The sequence below is a fragment of the Pseudomonas sp. 102515 genome (assembly GCF_031085165.1).
GTDB lineage: Bacteria > Pseudomonadota > Gammaproteobacteria > Pseudomonadales > Pseudomonadaceae > Chryseomonas.
Window position 1 is genome coordinate 280,834 of the sequence record NZ_JAVHTY010000002.1, and the last position, 14,213, is coordinate 295,046.

Annotated in this window: 11 protein-coding genes; 10 read left to right on the plus strand and 1 reads right to left on the minus strand. The window is 65.7% G+C overall.

Annotation, left to right across the window (positions count from 1 at the left end):
* Positions 1 to 43 precede the first annotated feature (43 nt).
* The 8 genes from dnaE (at position 44) to ispD (ending at position 11,120) form a co-directional block, all read left to right on the plus strand.
* Complete coding sequence (gene dnaE / locus RCF34_RS08290; RefSeq protein ID WP_308707745.1) at positions 44 to 3,565, plus strand: DNA polymerase III subunit alpha; 3,522 nt, start codon at positions 44 to 46, stop codon at positions 3,563 to 3,565.
* 140 nt (positions 3,566 to 3,705) lie between these two features.
* The gene (locus RCF34_RS08295) at positions 3,706 to 4,656 is read left to right on the plus strand and encodes an acetyl-CoA carboxylase carboxyltransferase subunit alpha (protein ID WP_308707746.1); all 951 of its coding nucleotides are present in this window, start codon (positions 3,706 to 3,708) and stop codon (positions 4,654 to 4,656) included.
* A gap of 10 nt (positions 4,657 to 4,666) precedes the next feature.
* Positions 4,667 to 5,983: a tRNA lysidine(34) synthetase TilS gene (gene tilS / locus RCF34_RS08300; protein WP_308707748.1), complete on the plus strand. Its 1,317-nt coding sequence runs from the start codon at positions 4,667 to 4,669 to the stop codon at positions 5,981 to 5,983.
* 142 nt (positions 5,984 to 6,125) lie between these two features.
* Positions 6,126 to 7,754, plus strand: a complete 1,629-nt coding sequence (locus tag RCF34_RS08305) for a CTP synthase (RefSeq protein ID WP_145004706.1) — start codon at positions 6,126 to 6,128, stop codon at positions 7,752 to 7,754.
* Positions 7,755 to 7,756: 2 nt separating this feature from the next.
* Positions 7,757 to 8,605, plus strand: coding sequence for a 3-deoxy-8-phosphooctulonate synthase (gene kdsA, locus RCF34_RS08310; protein WP_183631039.1), 849 nt, complete (start codon positions 7,757 to 7,759; stop codon positions 8,603 to 8,605).
* A 79-nt stretch (positions 8,606 to 8,684) separates the two neighbouring features.
* On the plus strand, positions 8,685 to 9,974 hold the full coding sequence (gene eno, locus RCF34_RS08315) for a phosphopyruvate hydratase (protein WP_308707749.1): 1,290 nt from the start codon (positions 8,685 to 8,687) through the stop codon (positions 9,972 to 9,974).
* Positions 9,975 to 10,140: 166 nt separating this feature from the next.
* Positions 10,141 to 10,419, plus strand: coding sequence for a septum formation initiator family protein (locus RCF34_RS08320; protein ID WP_007159473.1), 279 nt, complete (start codon positions 10,141 to 10,143; stop codon positions 10,417 to 10,419).
* On the plus strand, positions 10,419 to 11,120 hold the full coding sequence (gene ispD / locus RCF34_RS08325; RefSeq protein WP_308707750.1) for a 2-C-methyl-D-erythritol 4-phosphate cytidylyltransferase: 702 nt from the start codon (positions 10,419 to 10,421) through the stop codon (positions 11,118 to 11,120). The genes RCF34_RS08320 and ispD overlap by 1 nt, the downstream gene beginning before the upstream one ends.
* Before the next feature lie 46 nt (positions 11,121 to 11,166).
* Here the strand turns inward: ispD and RCF34_RS08330 are convergent, their stop codons facing one another.
* Positions 11,167 to 12,072, minus strand: coding sequence for a LysR substrate-binding domain-containing protein (locus RCF34_RS08330; RefSeq protein WP_308708259.1), 906 nt, complete (start codon positions 12,070 to 12,072; stop codon positions 11,167 to 11,169).
* Positions 12,073 to 12,172: 100 nt separating this feature from the next.
* On the opposite strand from RCF34_RS08330, the gene RCF34_RS08335 reads away from it, so the two are divergent.
* Together RCF34_RS08335 and fghA are read left to right on the plus strand one after the other, a co-directional pair.
* Complete coding sequence (locus tag RCF34_RS08335; protein WP_308707751.1) at positions 12,173 to 13,285, plus strand: S-(hydroxymethyl)glutathione dehydrogenase/class III alcohol dehydrogenase; 1,113 nt, start codon at positions 12,173 to 12,175, stop codon at positions 13,283 to 13,285.
* A 39-nt stretch (positions 13,286 to 13,324) separates the two neighbouring features.
* Positions 13,325 to 14,179 (plus strand): S-formylglutathione hydrolase, encoded by an 855-nt coding sequence (gene fghA / locus RCF34_RS08340; RefSeq protein WP_308707752.1) that lies wholly within the window; start codon positions 13,325 to 13,327, stop codon positions 14,177 to 14,179.
* Positions 14,180 to 14,213 lie beyond the last annotated feature (34 nt).

Here is a 14,213-nt window from a genome sequence, read left to right on the forward strand (position 1 = left end):
ATCCAGTACAATCCCGCGCCTCATGCATCAAGGGGTCTCTGCCATGTCCGCATCCTTCGTCCACCTGCGTCTGCACACGGAATACTCCCTGGTCGACGGGATCGTGCGGGTGAAGGGGCTGGTCAAGGCCGCCGAAGCGGCCGGAATGCCGGCCGTGGCGGTGACCGACCAGGGCAACCTCTGTTCCCTGGTCAAGTTCTACAAGGCGGCCATGGGCGCCGGGATCAAGCCCATCGCCGGCGCCGACATCTGGCTGGCCGGTCGCGATGGTGATGCGCCGCTGAGCCGCATGACCCTGCTGGTCATGAACGCCAAGGGCTATCGCAACCTCACCGAACTGCTGTCGCGGGGATTCCAGGAAGGCCAGCAGGATGGCCAGATCGTCATCCAGCGCGACTGGGTCAAGGTAGCCAGCGAAGGCCTGATTGCCCTGTCCGGTTCCAAGGAAGGCGAGATCGGCCTGGCGCTGCTCGAAGGCGACCTGGCCCTGGCCGATCAGCTGTTCGAGGAATGGCAGCAGGTCTTCGAGGATCGCTTCTATCTGGAGGTGCAGCGCACCGAAAGAGTCGGTGACGAAGAGCACCTGCATGCCGCCGTGGCCCTGGCCGATCGCTGCGGGGGCGCCCTGGTGGCGACCAACGACGTGCGCTTTCTCAAGGCCGAGGACTTCGAGGCCCACGAAACCCGCGTCTGCATCGGCGAGGGCCGCCCGCTGGACGATCCCCGGCGCGAGCGCAAGTACAGCGACCAGCAGTACCTGAAGTCGGCCGCCGAGATGGCCGAGCTGTTCAGCGACCTGCCGGAGGCGCTGGAAAACACCGTCGAGATCGCCAAGCGCTGCAACATCGAGATCCAGCTGGGCAAGTACTTCCTGCCCAACTTCCCGATTCCCAACGGGATGACCATCAACGACTACCTGCGCCATGTGTCCTTCGAGGGCCTGGAAGAGCGCCTGGCCGTGCTCTGGCCACGCGAGACCACGCCGAACTACGAAGAGAAGCGCCAGGAGTACGTCGACCGACTCAACTTCGAGCTCGACATCATCATCCAGATGGGCTTCCCCGGTTACTTCCTCATCGTGATGGACTTCATCAAGTGGGCGAAGAACAATGGCGTGCCGGTCGGTCCCGGCCGGGGCTCGGGTGCCGGCTCCCTGGTGGCCTATGTACTCAAGATCACCGACCTCGATCCGCTGGCCTACGACCTGCTGTTCGAGCGCTTCCTCAACCCCGAACGGATCTCCATGCCCGACTTCGACGTCGACTTCTGCATGGACGGACGTGATCGGGTGATCGACTACGTGGCCGACCTGTACGGCCGCGAGGCGGTGAGCCAGATCATCACCTTCGGCACCATGGCGGCCAAGGCGGTGGTGCGCGACGTGGCGCGGGTGCAGGGCAAGTCCTATGGCCTGGCCGACCGCCTGTCGAAGATGATTCCCTTCGAAGTGGGCATGACCCTGCAGAAGGCCTTCGAGCAGGAAGAGGTGCTGCGCGACTTCCTGGCGACCGACGAGGACGCCAAGGAAATCTGGGACATGGCGCTGAAGCTGGAAGGCATCACCCGCGGCACCGGCAAGCATGCCGGGGGCGTGGTGATCGCGCCGACCAAGCTGACCGACTTCTCGCCCATCGCCTGCGACGAAGACGGCAACGGCCTGGTGACCCAGTTCGACAAGGACGACGTCGAGCAGGCCGGCCTGGTCAAGTTCGACTTCCTCGGCCTGCGTACCCTGACCATCATCAAGTGGGCGCTGGAGACCATCAACCGCACGGAAGTGGAGGAGGGGCGCGAGCCGCTCAACATCGACTTCATCCCGCTGGACGACAAGCCGACCTACGCCCTGCTGCAGAAGGCCGAGACCACCGCCGTCTTCCAGCTGGAATCCCGCGGCATGAAGGAGCTGATCAAGAAGCTCAAGCCGGACTGCCTGGAAGACCTCATCGCCCTGGTGGCGCTGTTCCGACCCGGCCCGCTGCAATCGGGCATGGTGGACGACTTCATCAACCGCAAGCACGGCCGCGCCGAGCTGGCCTATCCGCATCCGGACTACCAGTACGAGGGCCTGCAGCCGGTACTGGCGCCCACCTACGGCATCATCCTCTACCAGGAACAGGTGATGCAGATCGCCCAGGTCATGGGCGGCTACACCCTGGGCCAGGCGGACATGCTGCGCCGCGCCATGGGCAAGAAGAAGCCCGAGGAGATGGCCAAGCAGCGCGGCGGCTTCATCGAGGGCTGCGCCAACAACGGCATCGATGCGGAGTTGGCCGGCAACATCTTCGACCTGGTGGAGAAATTCGCCGGTTACGGCTTCAACAAGTCGCACTCGGCGGCCTATGGCCTGGTCTCCTACCAGACCGCCTGGCTGAAGACCCACTATCCGGCGCCCTTCATGGCCGCGGTGCTGTCGGCGGACATGCACAACACCGACAAGGTGGTGATCCTCATCGAGGAATGCCGCCACATGAAGCTGCGCATCGACACGCCGGACGTGAACATCTCCGAGTTCAAGTTCACCGTGAACGAAGGTGGGCGCATCGTCTACGGCCTGGGCGCCATCAAGGGCGTGGGCGAGGGGCCGGTGGAGGCCATCGTCGAGGCGCGTGCCGAGGGGCCCTTCAAGGATCTGTTCGACTTCTGCGCGCGGGTGGATCTCAAGCGCATCAACAAGCGCACCCTGGAAGCCCTGATCCGCTCCGGGGCCCTGGATCGCCTGGGACCGCATTACCACGACGAGATCAAGGCCTATCAGGCGACCATCGACCAGAATCGCGCCGTACTGCTGGCAGCCATGGAAGAGGCCATCGCCTCCGCGGAACAGACCGCTCGCAGCCACAACAGTGGTCACGTGGATCTGTTCGGTGGCGTCTTCGCCGAACCCGAGGCCGACGTCTATGCCAACCACCGTCGCGCCCGCGAGCTCAATCTCAAGGAGCGCCTGCGCGGTGAGAAGGAGACCCTGGGGCTGTACCTGACCGGCCACCCCATCGAGGAATACGAAGGCGAGGTGCGCCGCCTGGCGCGCCAGCGCATCGTCGACCTCAAGCCGTCGCGCGAGACCCAGACCGTGGCCGGGCTGATCGTCAACCTGCGGGTGATGAAGAACAAGCGCGGCGACAAGATGGGCTTCGTCACCCTGGACGATCGCTCCGGGCGCATCGAGGCCTCGCTGTTCGCCGAAGCCTTCAATGCCGCCCAGGCGCTGTTGCAGACCGATGCCCTGGTGATCGTCGAGGGCGAGGTCAGCCAGGACGACTTCTCCGGTGGTCTGCGCCTGCGCGCCAAGCGGGTGCTGGGGCTGGAGGAAGCCCGTACCGCCCTGGCGGAAAGCCTCAGGATCGCCGTACGCAGCGAGGCACTGGCCGGTGATCGGCTACGCTGGCTGGGCGAGTTGTGCGGTCGCCATCGGGGCGCCTGCCCGGTCACCATCGACTACCAGGGGCCCACCGCGCGGGCGCTGCTGCAGTTCGGCGAGAACTATCGGATCGACCCGGCCGATGGCCTGATTCAAACCCTGCGTGACCAGTTCGGCAGGGAGAACGTCTTTCTGAACTATCGTTAAGTCCGAGCGCCTCGTGCGCTCCGTCCCAACCCTCGCCAGCGGCGGGTGCCGGTGACGTGGCAGGAGTCTCGACCTGTCCCGTCCGATCCCTTAAGGTAGGCGCCCCGGCCCCTGGCTCTAGATTGCACTAACGGATGCCCATGAACCCGAACTATCTCGATTTCGAACAGCCCATCGCCGATCTCCAGGCCAAGATCGAAGAACTTCGACTGGTCGGTAACGACAATGCGCTGAACATCAGTGACGAGATCGCCCGGTTGCAGGAGAAGAGCCAGGCGCTCACCAAGAGCATCTTCAGCGACCTGTCCAGCTGGCAGGTGGCTCGTCTGGCCCGGCATCCGCTGCGTCCCTACACCCTCGACTACATCAGCTACCTGTTCAGCGATTTCGAAGAGCTGCACGGTGACCGCCACTTCGCCGACGATCCGGCCATCGTCGGGGGCATCGCCCGCCTGGAAGGCCGTCCGGTGATGATCATCGGTCACCAGAAGGGTCGTGAAGTACGCGAGAAGGTCCGCCGCAACTTCGGCATGCCGCGTCCGGAAGGCTATCGCAAGGCCTGCCGCCTGATGGAAATGGCCGAGCGCTTCAAGATGCCGATCCTGACCTTCATCGACACCCCCGGCGCCTACCCGGGCATCGACGCCGAAGAGCGCGGCCAGAGCGAGGCCATCGCCTGGAACCTGCGGGTCATGGCGCGCCTGAAGACCCCCATCATCGCCACCGTGATCGGCGAGGGTGGTTCCGGTGGCGCCCTGGCCATCGGTGTCTGCGACCAGCTCAACATGCTGCAGCATTCCACCTACTCGGTGATCTCGCCGGAAGGTTGCGCCTCCATCCTGTGGAAGACCGCCGAGAAGGCGCCCGATGCCGCCGAGGCCATGGGCATCACCGCCGAGCGGCTGAAGAGCCTGAATATCGTCGACCAGGTGATCGACGAGCCCCTGGGCGGTGCCCACCGCGATCCCCAGGCCATGGCCAACAGCCTGCGCAGCGCACTGCTGGAGCAGCTGGATGAACTCAAGGGCTACGACATGCCGGCGCTGCTGGACCGTCGTTACACGCGCCTGATGAGCTACGGCATTTCCTGATACCGCTGCCATGAGTCTGCTGGACCGGCTGCACGCCCGCCTCGAGCGGCAGCCGCCCACCCGTCATTGGCGGGTGGGTTTTTCCGGCGGACTCGACTCGACCGTCCTGCTGCACCTCTTCGCGCGACTACGCGCGCACGGGCTGCTGGCCGACCTGCAGGCGGTGCACGTGCACCACGGGCTGCAGGCCGCGGCGGATGCCTGGGTCGCGCATTGCACCCGGGTCTGCCAGGAGTTGGCCATTCCTCTCGATATCCTGCACGTCTGCACCGATAGCGCTGCCAGTCTCGAGCGGGCTGCCCGCGAAGCGCGCTATGCCGCCTTCGCGCGGGTGCTGCCGAAGGATGGCTGCCTGGTGCTGGGCCAGCACCGTGACGATCAGCTGGAGACCCTGTTGCAGCGGCTGGTACGAGGCGCGGGCGTCAAGGGCCTGGCCGGTATGCCGGAGACCCGGTCGCTGGCTGCAGGTCGCCTCTGGCGCCCGCTGCTGGGCGAGCCCCGCGCCGCACTGCTGGCCTATGCCGAGGCCGAAGGGCTGGACTGGATCGAAGACCCCAGCAATGCCGATACCGGGCTGGATCGCAATTACCTGAGGCATGAGGTGCTGCCACGGCTGCGCCAGCGCTGGCCGGGAGTCGATCTGGTCATGGCGCGCAGCGCCCGCCACCTGGCCGAAGCCGACGAACTGCTCGGCGAACTGGCCAGCCTGGATCTGCAGTGGGCCCGACTCGTCGAACAGCCTTTCTCCTGGATTCCCTTGCCCAGTCTGGCCCTGGCGCCCTTGCAGAGCTTGAGCGAGGCCCGCCAGCGCAATGCCCTGCGCACCTGGCTGGGTGCGCTGACGCGCCAACCCGACAGCGCCCATTGGGCCGGCTGGCAGGCGGTGCGCGAGGCGGGCGCGGCCAGTGATCCCGTCTGGCGCCTCGAAGGCGGCAGTGTGCGCCGAGGGGCGGGACGGATCTGGTGGGTGCCGGACGCCTGGCAGGTCAGGCCGTCTCCCCAGGCGGTCGCCGCTCAGGTCAGCACCCTGGAACTGCGGGGCAATGGCCACCTGATCTTTATCGGGCAGGGCGCCGAAGCCGGCTGGCGGATCGGCTATCGCCAGGGGGGCGAGCGGCTGGTCGTACCCGGTCGCGGCAGTCGCGATCTCAAACGCCTGTTCAATGAGCGGGAGGTCCCGCCTTTCCTGCGCGGCCGTTTGCCGCTGCTCTGGCGAGGCGACGAACTGCTGGCCGTGGCCAATCTGCCCGGCCTGAGTGCTCTGCCAGGGGGAGGGCGGCTTGAGTGGCAGCCCGCAGACGGCATGGGTGGGTTTGAGCTGGGATGACCTTTAGGCTAGACTACGCTCCCGTCTTATACCGCATTTTCCGCTCGCCCCGAGTGGACGGTGTGCATTGGTCCGGCGCCAGGCCGACCGCTCTCGCTTTCATCGGCGGCTCTCCGCCTCAACGCAGATTCTAGGAATTTTCATGACGCGCTTTATTTTCGTCACGGGCGGTGTTGTTTCTTCTTTGGGGAAAGGCATCGCCTCGGCCTCCCTGGGCGCCATTCTGGAAGCGAGAGGGCTGAAGGTCACCATGCTCAAGCTGGATCCCTACATCAACGTGGATCCCGGCACCATGAGCCCCTTCCAGCACGGCGAGGTGTTCGTCACCCATGACGGCGCCGAGACCGACCTGGACCTGGGCCACTACGAGCGATTCATCCGCACCACCGTGACCCAGAACAACAACTTCACCACTGGTCGTATCTACATGGACGTCCTGCGCAAGGAACGTCGTGGCGACTACCTGGGCGCCACCGTACAGGTGATCCCGCACATCACCGACGAGATCAAGCGGCGCATCATCAAGGGCGCCGGCGATGCCGACGTGGCCCTGGTGGAGATCGGCGGTACCGTCGGCGACATCGAGTCGCAACCCTTCCTCGAAGCCATCCGTCAGTTGCGGGTGGAGATCGGGGCGCGCCGCGCCATGCTGATGCACCTGACCCTGGTGCCCTACATCGCCACCGCCGGCGAGACCAAGACCAAGCCGACCCAGCATTCGGTCAAGGAACTGCGCTCCATCGGCCTGCAGCCCGATGTGCTGATCTGCCGTTCCGACCATACCGTCGACAGCTCTTCCCGACGCAAGATCGCGCTCTTCACCAACGTCGAAGAGCGCGCGGTCATCTCCCTGGAAGACGTCGACACCATCTACCGCATTCCCTCCGTGCTGCACGCCCAGGGCCTGGACGAGTTCGTCGTCGAGCGCTTCGGCCTGGAATGCAAGCCGGCCGATCTGTCCGAGTGGGATCGCGTGGTGGACGCCAAGCTCAACCCCGAGCGCGAAGTCACCATCGCCATGGTCGGCAAGTACATGGAACTGCTCGACGCCTACAAGTCGCTGATCGAGGCCATGACCCACGCCGGCATCCAGAGCCGCACCAAGGTCAACCTGCGCTATATCGACTCCGAGCACATCGAGCAACAGGGCACCCATCTGCTCAAGGGTGTGGACGCCATCCTGGTTCCCGGCGGCTTCGGCCTGCGCGGCGTGGAAGGCAAGATCGCCACCGTGCAGTACGCCCGCGAGAACAAGATTCCCTACCTGGGCATCTGCCTGGGCATGCAGGTGGCGGTCATCGAATTCGCCCGTAACGTGCTGGGCTGGAAGGACGCCAACTCCACCGAATTCGACAAGGCCAGCGGGCACCCGGTGGTCGGCCTGATCACCGAGTGGCAGGACTCCACCGGCGCCACCGAGATCCGCACCGAAGGCTCCGACCTGGGCGGCACCATGCGCCTGGGTGCCCAGGAGTGCCAGCTCAGCGACGGCACCCTGGTGCACGACTGCTACGGCCAGGACGTCATCGTCGAGCGCCATCGTCACCGCTACGAGGTCAACAACAACCTGCTGCCGCAGATCCAGGCCGCCGGCCTGAAGATCTCCGGCCGCTCGGGCGACGGCGCCCTGGTCGAAGTGGTGGAAGCCCCGGACCATCCCTGGTTCGTCGCCTGCCAGTTCCACCCGGAGTTCACCTCCACCCCGCGTGACGGCCATCCGCTGTTCAGTGGCTTCGTCAACGCCGCCCTGCGTTACGCCAAGAAGGATTGAGCATGACCGTGCAGAAGATCGTCCGCGTCGGCAACATCGAGATCGCCAACGACAAGCCCTTCGTGCTGTTCGGCGGCATGAACGTGCTGGAATCCCGCGACCTGGCCATGCAGGTGTGCGAGCAATACGTCAAGGTGACCGAGAAGCTGGGCATCCCCTACGTCTTCAAGGCCAGCTTCGACAAGGCCAACCGTTCCTCGGTGACCAGCTATCGCGGCCCGGGCATGGAAGCCGGCCTGCGCATCTTCGAAGAGCTCAAGGCCACCTTCGGCATGCCGGTGATCACCGACGTCCACGAGCCCTACCAGGCGGCTCCGGTGGCGGCGGTGTGCGACATCATCCAGCTGCCGGCCTTCCTCTCGCGGCAGACGGATCTGGTGGTGGCCATGGCCAAGACCGACGCCGTGATCAACATCAAGAAGGCGCAGTTCCTCGCGCCCCAGGAGATGAAGCACATCCTCGCCAAGTGCGAAGAAGCCGGTAACGACCAGCTGATCCTCTGCGAGCGGGGCTCCTCCTTCGGCTACAACAACCTGGTGGTCGACATGCTCGGCTTCGGCATCATGAAGAGCTTCGGCTACCCGGTGTTCTTCGACGTGACCCATGCCCTGCAGATGCCGGGCGGTCGCGCCGATTCCGCTGGCGGCCGCCGCGCCCAGGTCACCGACCTGGCCAAGGCCGGCATGAGCCAGGGCCTGGCCGGTCTGTTCCTCGAAGCCCATCCGGATCCCGAACATGCCAAGTGCGACGGCCCCTGTGCCCTGCGCCTGGAGAAGCTGGAGCCCTTCCTGGCCCAGCTCAAGGCGCTGGACGAGCTGGTGAAGTCGTTCACGCCGATCGAAACTGCCTAAGCGGCGGCTGAACCAAAAGGCCCAGGCGCAGCCGAAGGCTGATCCGTCAATGACCGGTAACATGGAGATCGATACAAAAATGGCTAACATCGTCGACATCAAGGGACGTGAAGTCCTGGATTCCCGCGGCAACCCCACCGTTGAAGCGGACGTTATCCTGGACAATGGTATCGTCGGTCGCGCCACCGCGCCGTCCGGCGCGTCCACCGGTTCGCGCGAGGCACTGGAGCTGCGCGACGGCGACAAGAGCCGTTACCTGGGCAAGGGCGTACTGAAGGCCGTGGGCAACATCAACGGCCCGATCCGTGACCTGCTGCTGGGCAAGGATCCGAGCGACCAGAAGGCCCTGGACCGCGCCATGATCGAGCTGGACGGTACCGAGAACAAGGCCAAGCTGGGCGCCAACGCCATCCTGGCCGTGTCCCTGGCGGCCGCCAAGGCCGCTGCCGAAGACCAGGACCTGCCGCTCTACGCCCACATCGCCAACCTGAACGGCACCCCCGGTCAGTACTCCATGCCGGTGCCGATGATGAACATCATCAATGGCGGCGAGCATGCCGACAACAACGTCGACATCCAGGAATTCATGGTCCAGCCGGTCGGCGCCAAGAGCTTTGCCGACGCCCTGCGCGTAGGTGCCGAGATCTTCCATCACCTGAAAGCCGTGCTCAAGGCCCGTGGCCTGAGCACCTCCGTGGGTGACGAAGGCGGCTTCGCACCGAACCTGGCCTCCAACGCCGACGCCCTGGCCGCCATCGCCGAAGCGGTGAAGAATGCCGGCTACGAGTTGGGCACCGACGTGACCCTGGCCCTGGACTGCGCCTCCAGCGAATTCTACAAGGACGGCCAGTACGACCTGTCCGGCGAGGGCAAGGCCTTCGACGCCAACGGTTTCGCCGACTACCTGGCCGGGCTGACCGAGCAATTCCCGATCATCTCCATCGAAGACGGCATGGACGAGTCCGACTGGGCCGGCTGGAAGGCCCTGACCGACAAGATCGGCAGCAAGGTGCAGCTGGTGGGCGACGACCTGTTCGTCACCAACACCAAGATCCTCAAGGAGGGCATCGAGAAGGGCATCGGTAACTCGATCCTGATCAAGTTCAACCAGATCGGCTCCCTGACCGAGACCCTGGAAGCCATCCAGATGGCCAAGGCCGCCGGCTACACCGCGGTGATCTCCCACCGCAGCGGCGAGACCGAAGACTCCACCATCGCCGACCTGGCCGTGGGCACCGCCGCCGGCCAGATCAAGACCGGTTCGCTGTGCCGTTCCGATCGCGTCTCCAAGTACAACCAGCTGCTGCGCATCGAAGAGCAGCTGGGTGCCAAGGCGCCTTACCGCGGTCGTGCCGAGTTCCGCAGCTAAGGGCTGTGCGACCGGGGAGCCGATGACTCGGGTCGTCGACTCCCATCACGTCCGACGGACCACAGGATAGATGCCCAGTTTACAAACGTAGAGCTGGGCTTCTATCCTGTTTTCGTCTCTGCCGCCGCCTTTGCGGCATCCGCCGTCCGCGAATCCGTTACCGCCCATGCGAAGTCCCTACTGGCTGTTCCCCTTCCTGCTCCTGCTGCTCGGCGGTCTCCAGTATCGCCTGTGGGTCGGTGATGGCAGCTTCGCCCAGGTGCGCGAACTCAAGCAGCAGATCGCCGACCAGAATGGTGAGAACAAGCGCCTGCTGGAGCGCAACGAGATCCTCGAAGCCGAGGTCGTCGAGCTCAAGAAAGGCATGGAGACCGTCGAGGAGCGTGCCCGCCACGAACTCGGCATGGTCAAACAAGGCGAAACCCTCTTCCTGCAATCCAAATAATGTCCCTTCTGCCTTCCTTCTGGGCGGTCATCCCCGCCGCGGGCGTGGGTGCGCGGATGCGTGCCGACCGACCCAAGCAATACCTCGACCTGTGCGGCCGCAGCCTGCTGGAGCGCACCCTCGACTGTTTTCTCGACCATCCGCGCCTGCGTGGGCTGGCGGTGAGCCTGGCAGTGGAAGATCCCTGGTGGCCGACGCTGGCCTGTGCCCGCGACGCCCGTATCCTGCGCGCCCCGGGCGGTCGTGAGCGCGCCGACTCCGTGCTGGCCGGCCTGCTGCTGCTGAGCGAGCAGGGCGCCACCGAGGGCGACTGGGTACTGGTGCACGATGCCGCACGGCCCAATCTCTGCCGCGAGGATCTGGATCGGTTGCTGTCCGAACTGGCCCAGGACCCGGTGGGTGGTCTCCTGGGCGTGCCGGCGCGGGATACCCTCAAGCGCGTCGGCCACGATGGCCGGGTGAGCGAAACCGTGGATCGCAGCCAGGTCTGGCTGGCCTATACGCCGCAGATGTTCCGCCTCGGCACCCTGCGAGATGCCCTGAGCGCCGGTCTGGCAGCCGGCGCCGCCATCACCGACGAGGCCTCGGCCATGGAGTGGGCGGGGCATGCGCCACGCCTGGTCGAAGGCCGGGCGGACAACATCAAGGTCACCACCCCCGAAGACCTGCAGCGGCTGCAACGGGTCTTCGCCGAGGCCTAGGACTCAGGCCCGTCGCGGCCCTCGATCAGAAAGGTGAAAGTCGGGCTCAGCGTCCGGAGGGGGGGCGAGCGCCTGGGAGCGGGGTGCCCAGGCCCTGCTTGAGGTGTTCCACCAGCAGGCGAATCTTCGGTGAGAGAAAGCGCCGCTGCGGATAGAGGGCCCAGACCGCGCTGTTGGGCGGCTGACGATTGTCCAGCAGGGCGCGCAGCTCGCCGCGGGCCAGATACGGCAGGACGTAGTAGTCCGGCAACTGGCACAGGCCGAAGCCGCGCAGGGCGGCGTCGAGCACCGCCTGGCCGCTGTTGCAGCGCCAGGAGCCCTGGACCCGGTGCAGCACCTCGCGCTCGTTTTCGCGAAAGCTCCAGATGTCGCTGGTACCCACCAGGCAACGATGGCGACTCAGCTCGGACAGGGTATGGGGCGCGCCGAAGCGCTCCAGATAGCTCGGCGCTGCGCACAGATAGAGCTCGCGCGGCGCCAGGCGCGTCGCCACCAGGCGCGAGTCGGCCAGGCGACCCAGGCGGATGGCCAGGTCGTAGCCCTCGTGGAGCAGGTCGACGGTGCGGTTGGTCAGGTCCAGTTCCAGACTCACCTCGGGATGGCGGGCGAGGAAATCGTTGACCAGGGGTACGACGAAGCGCTCGCCATAGGTCACGGCGCAGGTCATGCGGATCAGTCCCTTTGGCTGGCTGGAGAGATCGCTGACCTCGCGCAGGGCTTCGTCGCGCGCCTCCTGCAGACGGCGGCAGTGCTGCAGGAAGGTGTGACCGGCTTCGGTGAGGGCGACGCTGCGGGTGCTGCGATAGAGCAGGCGCGCCTGCAGACGCTCCTCCAGCCGTGCCACCTGACGGCTGACGTGAGAAGTGGAGGTGCCCAGGCGATCGGCGGCCTGACCGAAGTGCAGGGTACTCGCCACGGCGACGAATTCGTCGATCCCCTCCCAACCCATGATTGTTTCCCTGTGGCAAAAATGAATTCCAGTATGCCCGATTGTTCCAGGATTTCTGGCGTCTAAACTGGTCACCTCGTTTTTCGTCCCTCTGGAGTCGACCATGATCAAGTCCCGCGCCGCCGTAGCCTTCGCGCCCAACGAGCCCCTGAAGATCGTCGAAGTGGACGTCGAGCCGCCCAAGGCCGGCGAGGTGTTGATCCGCATCGTCGCCACCGGCGTCTGCCACACCGATGCCTACACCCTCTCGGGCCAGGATTCCGAAGGCGTCTTTCCCTGCATCCTCGGTCACGAGGGCGGTGGCATCGTCGAGGCGGTGGGCGAGGGCGTGACCTCGGTCGCCGTGGGCGATCACGTCATCCCGCTGTACACCGCCGAATGCGGCCAGTGCAAATTCTGCAAATCCGGCAAGACCAACCTCTGCAGTTCGGTGCGCGCCACCCAGGGCAAGGGCCTGATGCCCGACGGCACCACGCGCTTCTCCTACAACGGCGAGCCGATCTACCACTACATGGGCTGCTCCACCTTCTCCGAGTACACGGTGCTGCCGGAGGTCTCGGTGGCCAAGATTCCCGCAGAGGCGCCGCTGGAAAAGGTCTGCCTGCTGGGTTGCGGGGTGACCACCGGCATCGGTGCGGTACTCAACACCGCCAAGGTGGAAGAGGGTGCCACCGTCGCCGTCTTCGGCCTGGGCGGCATCGGCCTGGCCGCCATCATCGGCGCCAAGATGGCCAAGGCCAGCCGCATCATCGCCATCGACATCAATCCGTCCAAGTTCGACATCGCCCGCGAGCTGGGCGCCACCGACTTCGTCAACCCCAAGGATCACCAGAAGCCGATCCAGGAGGTCATCGTCGAGCTGACCGACGGCGGCGTCGACTACAGCTTCGAGTGCGTCGGCAACGTCAACCTGATGCGCGCGGCCCTGGAATGCTGCCACAAGGGCTGGGGCGAGTCGGTGATCATCGGCGTGGCCGGAGCCGGCCAGGAGATCGCCACCCGGCCGTTCCAGCTGGTGACCGGTCGCGTCTGGCGCGGCAGCGCCTTCGGTGGCGTCAAGGGCCGCAGCGAGCTGCCGGGCTACGTGCGCAAGGCGCAGAGCGGCGAGATCCCCCTGGATACCTTCATCACCCACACCATGGGCCTGGAGCAGATCAACGAGGCCTTCGAGCTGATGCACGAAGGCAAGAGCATCCGCACCGTCGTCCATTACTGATCACCAGGCGGGCGCCCAGGGGCGCCCCCTGTTCGGGAGATGACCATGAGTCTCGAACTGCTCTCCAGCAACAAGAGTTTCGGTGGCTGGCACAAACGCTATCGCCACCGTGCCCGTAGCCTCGACTGCGACATGACCTTCGCCGTCTACCTGCCGCCCCAGGCGGAAGCCCGCAGCGACCTGCCGGTGCTCTACTGGCTGTCGGGCCTGACCTGCACCGACGAGAATTTCATGCAGAAGGCCGGTGCCCAGCGCCTGGCCGCCGAGCTGGGCCTGGTGCTGGTGGCGCCGGACACCAGTCCGCGTGGCGAAGGCGTGCCGGACGATCCCGGGAAGGCCTGGGACTTCGGCCTGGGCGCCGGCTTCTACATCAATGCCACCCAGCAGCCCTGGGCCAAGCACTACCGCATGCACGACTATGTGGTGGAGGAGCTACCGGCGCTGATCGAGGCCAACTTCCCGGTCTCGGATCGCCGCGGCGTCAGCGGCCATTCCATGGGCGGCCACGGGGCCCTGATCTGCGCCCTGCGGCATCCGGGGCGCTATCGCTCGGTGTCGGCCTTCTCGCCCATCGTCAATCCGCTGGATTGCCCCTGGGGGCACAAGGCCTTTTCCAACTACCTGGGTGACGACCGCAGCAGGTGGGCGGAGTGGGATGCCTGCGCGCTGCTGGCCAAGGCCGAGGAGCGCCTGCCGCTGCTGGTCGACCAGGGCGAACAGGACAGCTTCCTCGCCGAACAGCTCAAGCCCCAGGCGCTGCAGCGGGCGGCGGAAGCCGCGGGTCATCCGCTGGAACTGCGTCTGCAACCGGGGTATGACCACAGCTATTTCTTCGTCGCCAGCTTCATCGACGACCACCTGCGGCATCACGCGGCGGTCCTGTCGACCCCCTGAGGGCGACGGGAGCGGCCCCCAGCCGGTAGAATCG